Source organism: Kitasatospora sp. NPDC007106, assembly GCF_040634455.1.
GTDB lineage: Bacteria > Actinomycetota > Actinomycetes > Streptomycetales > Streptomycetaceae > Kitasatospora > Kitasatospora arboriphila.
Genome location: NZ_JBEYFP010000540.1, coordinates 1 through 4099, shown reverse-complemented (window position 1 = coordinate 4099; position 4099 = coordinate 1). Strand labels below are relative to the sequence as shown.

Genomic DNA, 4099 nt, shown 5'->3' with positions numbered 1-4099 from the left:
CGGGGCGGCGCTGCGGCCGCTCGGCGCGGGCACCGCCGGCCTGGAGCCGATGTTCTTCCTGATGGTGCTGGCCGGCCGGGTGCTCGGGCCCGGCTTCGGCTTCGTGCTCGGCGCGGTGTCGATGTTCGCCTCGGCGCTGCTCACCGGCGGGGTCGGCCCCTGGCTGCCGTTCCAGATGCTCGCCATGGGCTGGGTCTGCCTCGGCGCCGGGCTGCTGCCGGGCTCGGACGGGCTCCGCGGCCGAGGCGAGCACCTGCTGCTCGCCGGGTACGGGGCACTGGCCGCGGTCGCCTACGGCACGGTGATGAACCTGCAGGGCTGGCCGTACATCGCCGGGCAGGCGAGCTCGATCGCCTTCGTCCCCGGCGACCCGCTCTCGGCGAACCTGCCGCGCTTCGCCCTCTACTGCCTGACCACCTCGCTCGGCTGGGACCTGCCCCGGGCCGCGCTCACCGCGGTGCTCTGCCTGACGGTGGGCGGCCCGGTGCTGCGGGCACTGCGGCGCACCACCCGCCGGGCCGCGTTCGGCGCGCCGGTGGCCTTCGCACCGCCGGCCGGGGCGCCCGCGGCAGCGGACGCCGACGAGCCCGCCGAGCAGCACTGAGGGGGTACGGCCGGCGGCCGTACCCCCTCACCGTTCGGATCCCGTCAGGCCTTCGGCCCGGCGGACTGCACCACCTCGAAGGACCACAGCACCGAGTCGCTGGCGGCGGGCCGCTTCGGCGCCTCGCCACCCTCGGCCGGCGGCCCCTGGCGGTGCGCGGCCTGCATCGGCCCCTCCATCCAGGCCTTGAACGCCTCCTCGCTGGCCCACCGGGTGTACACCAGGTACTGGTCGGTGCCCTCGACCGGGCGCAGCAGCTCGAACCACTCGAAGCCGTCGGAGTTCTCCACGGCCCCGGCGCGGGCGGCGAACCGCTTCTCCAGGGTCTCCCGCATCTCGGCCGGCACGGTCAGCACGTTGATCTTCACTACGGACATGCCTCCCATCCTGCACCACCTCACACCCGGACGGCGGTCAGGCCCCGGCGCGTCCGGAGAGGACGAGCGCCCAGCCGAGGCAGCCGAACGCCGCGGTGTTCAGCACCGCCCGGACGGTGTTCCAGCGCACCCAGGTCTGCTCGAACGCCGCCCGGACGGCGGCCGGGTCGGTGAGCGAGCCGGGTTCACCGGCCGCGGCGAGCCGGTCGTTGAGCGGCACGTTGACCGCCATGGTGACCACCAGCACCACCAGGTAGAGCAGCGCGGCCGCGGCGATCCAGGGCAGCGCCGGCCGTCCGCCGCCGCCGAGGTGGAGGGCGCCGGCCGCGACGGTGAGCAGCAGGGCGCCGACGAACGCGGCGGCGAACCAGCCGTTGAGGATGGCGGTGTTGATCCGCTGCATCGCCTCGACGAAGGTGCTGTCGCCGCTGCGCCCGAGGCCCGGCATCACCGAGCAGGCGAACGCGTAGAAGAGGCCCGCCATCAGTCCCGTCGCGACGGTGGCCGCGAGCAGCAGTGCCGTTGCCATGGGTCGCACCTCCGATTCCCCCCGGATCCGTGTCATGCCGTCAAGTCAACCGGCGCCCCGCCCCCCTGCCCATGGCCGAGCCGCTCACCCGCATACGCACGCGTCCAAGCGAACCCCGGGGGCAGGGCAGTTCCTCAGGGGCAAGCCACCGGGGTCGGCCCTGATCGCCGGTACGACCACCCCCGAACTTCGCAGTTCCCCGCGCCCCCGGTGCTGCCGCTCCTAGGCTGGCCGCATGGACGCAGTCGACGGACTCGCCGGGCTGCTCGCCGCGCCACGGGCGCAGGGGGCGTTCCTGCTGCGCTCGGTGCTGGCGCCGCCGTTCGCGGTGGCGGTGCGCGACGAGGCTCCGCTGACGGTGGTCAGCCTGGTGTGCGGCACGGCCTGGATCGTCCCCGCGGCCGGCGGTCCGGTCGCGCTGGCGCCGGGCGACCTGGCGATCGTCCGCGGCCCGGAGCCGTACACGGTGGCGGACCGGCCGGACACGCCGGTGCGGGTGGTGATCCACCCGGGGCAGGTGTCCACCGATCCGCAGGGCGCCCCGCTGTGCGAGGAGATGGACCTCGGCGGGCGGTCCTGGGGCGAGCGCACGGACGGTGCGACGGTGCTGCTGACCGGCACGTACCAGCTGCGCGGGGAGGTGAACGGGCGGCTGCTGCGGGCGCTGCCGCCGGTCGCGGTGGTGCCCGCGGACGCCTGGTCATCGCCGTTGCCGGCACTGCTCGGCGAGGAGATGGACCGGGACGCGCCGGGCCAGGAGGTGGTCCTCGACCGGCTGCTGGACCTGCTGCTGATCACGGCGCTGCGCGAGTGGTTCGCCCGCCCGGAGGCGGCCCCGCCGCGCTGGTACCGGGCGTACGCGGACCCGGTGGTGGGGCGGGCGCTGCGGCTGGTGCACCGGCGGCCGGCCGAGCCGTGGACGGTGGCCTCGCTGGCGGCGGAGGCGGGGGTGTCCCGGGCGGCGCTGGCGCGGCGCTTCACCGAGCTGGTCGGCGAGCCGCCGATGGCGTACCTGACGGGGTGGCGGCTGGACCTGGCGGCGGACCTGCTGCGCGAGCCGGACGCGACGCTCGCCGCGGTGGCCCGCCGGGTCGGCTACGGCAGTCCGTTCGCGCTGAGCAGCGCCTTCAAGCGGGTGCGCGGGGTGAGTCCGCGGGAGCACCGCGCGGGCTGATCCGGCCGCCGCGGCCGGGGGAAAACCGTTCGCAGCCGGGCCGCCGCGCGGCCTACCGTGCCCGGATGACCCTGGAGATCGCACCCGGCGCCGACCGGGACACCTGGCTGCCCGCCCATCTGCAGCGCCTCGCCGCCCGCTACCGCGCGGCGGGGCTGTCCGCCGCGGCCGCCGAGGGGCTGGCCGAGCAGCAGCGCGCACTGGCCGGGACGTGGACGGTCGCGGACGTTCGGACGGACGGCCGGACGGTCGGCTGCGTCGCGGTGGGGGTGGCCGACCGGGACGGCGCCCCGGTGGGGCGGATCGGCGAGGTGTGGACGGAACCGGGGCACGGGCGGCTGCGCCCGGCGGCCCTGGAGTGGGCCGAGCGGTGGTGCGCCGAGCGCGGCGCGGCGCGGGTGGAGGCGCGGGTGACGGGCTCGGACCCGCTCTTCGACGGGTACGCGGTACGCGGCCAGAACCGGATGAAGGAGCTGACCGCGGCGTCGGTGGAGCAGGGCGCCGTGACGGCCCGTCCGATGACGGCCGAGGAGTACCCGGCCTGGCGGGCGCAGCAGGAGGACGCGTACGTGTTCGACATGCTCCGCGCCGGTTCGCACACGGAGCAGGAGGCCCGGGCCAAGTCGGCGGCGGACTTCGCGCGGATGCTGCCCGAGGACATGGCCACGCCCGGCCAGGCCCTGCTGGTGCTGGAGGCCGAGGGGCGGACGGTCGGCACCGGCTGGCTGCACCACGGGTTCCTGCCGGGCGTCACCTTCGGCTGTTCGCTGGACGTGCTCCCCGAGGAACGCGGGCGGGGCTTCGGCCGGGCCGCGATGGCGGCCGGCGAGCGGGCGGTCCTGGCGGCCGGCGACGGCGCGCTGATGCTCAACGTGTTCGGCGGCAACACCGTGGCGATGAACCTGTACACCACCGCGGGGTACCGGGTGCTGGAGGAGAGCCGCTCGCGGGACGTCAGCGGCGGCGGGGCGTAGCGGTGGCGCACCGCGGGGACGGCGGGACGTCACCGACCGTTCATCCCGGCCGTTTCACCATCAAATAGGACAAGGCCGCCGTCCGTCACAGGACCTCCCTGTCCTACCCGTGCAACCTCCTGCATAATCGGGCGCGTTCGTCACACCGACCGAGGAGGACCGGCCGATGCCGGGAGAGCTCTGCCCGCTGTGCGGCACGGTCCGGACGGCCGTCGGCTGCGCGTGCGCCTCCTCGTCCCCGGATGTCACCGAGACGGCCGTGCTGCCGCATCTGGAGGGTCCGCCGCTGGTCAGACCCTACGTCGCGGCGGGCGGCGGCCACGGCCGGCCGTACGCCGGGCCCGGCCCGGACCCGTTCGCGACGACCCTGCTGCCGCCCGCCCCGCCCGCCGCGCACCCCGCCGCTCCCCCGCCGCCGGGCGGTGGGGCGGGCGGCGGGGG

General features: G+C 76.2%; 5 protein-coding genes and 1 pseudogene. 4 read left to right on the top strand and 2 right to left on the bottom strand.

Features of this window, described 5'->3' with window-relative positions; genetic code table 11:
• Positions 1-604, top strand: a 604-nt coding sequence (locus ABZ641_RS27980; protein ID WP_359986053.1) for an ECF transporter S component, incomplete at its 5' end; no start/stop codon positions are given.
• A gap of 44 nt (positions 605-648) precedes the next feature.
• Here ABZ641_RS27980 and ABZ641_RS27975 read toward each other — a convergent pair.
• Together ABZ641_RS27975 and ABZ641_RS27970 are read right to left on the bottom strand one after the other, a co-directional pair.
• Positions 649-981, bottom strand: a complete 333-nt coding sequence (locus ABZ641_RS27975) for an antibiotic biosynthesis monooxygenase (protein ID WP_344628006.1) — start codon at positions 979-981, stop codon at positions 649-651.
• 37 nt (positions 982-1018) lie between these two features.
• The gene (locus tag ABZ641_RS27970; protein ID WP_344628007.1) at positions 1019-1510 is read right to left on the bottom strand and encodes an anthrone oxygenase family protein; all 492 of its coding nucleotides are present in this window, start codon (positions 1508-1510) and stop codon (positions 1019-1021) included.
• 235 nt (positions 1511-1745) lie between these two features.
• On the opposite strand from ABZ641_RS27970, the gene ABZ641_RS27965 reads away from it, so the two are divergent.
• From ABZ641_RS27965 to ABZ641_RS27955, 3 genes and pseudogenes are all read left to right on the top strand, one after another.
• Positions 1746-2684 carry an AraC family transcriptional regulator gene (locus ABZ641_RS27965; RefSeq protein ID WP_344628008.1) on the top strand — a complete coding sequence of 313 codons (939 nt, stop codon included), beginning with the start codon at positions 1746-1748 and terminating at the stop codon, positions 2682-2684.
• 65 nt (positions 2685-2749) lie between these two features.
• The gene (locus ABZ641_RS27960; protein ID WP_359986048.1) at positions 2750-3658 is read left to right on the top strand and encodes a GNAT family N-acetyltransferase; all 909 of its coding nucleotides are present in this window, start codon (positions 2750-2752) and stop codon (positions 3656-3658) included.
• A 166-nt stretch (positions 3659-3824) separates the two neighbouring features.
• Positions 3825-4099 (top strand): annotated as a pseudogene (locus ABZ641_RS27955) (hypothetical protein); the annotation flags it as partial.

Excerpts from the sequence above, each read along its gene's own strand:
- ABZ641_RS27975 (WP_344628006.1), bottom strand. The coding sequence starts at position 981 with ATGTCCGTAGTGAAGATCAACGTGCTGACCGTGCCGGCCGAGATGCGG.
- ABZ641_RS27965 (WP_344628008.1), top strand. The coding sequence starts at position 1,746 with ATGGACGCAGTCGACGGACTCGCCGGGCTGCTCGCCGCGCCACGGGCG.
- ABZ641_RS27970 (WP_344628007.1), bottom strand. The coding sequence starts at position 1,510 with ATGGCAACGGCACTGCTGCTCGCGGCCACCGTCGCGACGGGACTGATG.
- ABZ641_RS27960 (WP_359986048.1), top strand. The coding sequence starts at position 2,750 with ATGACCCTGGAGATCGCACCCGGCGCCGACCGGGACACCTGGCTGCCC.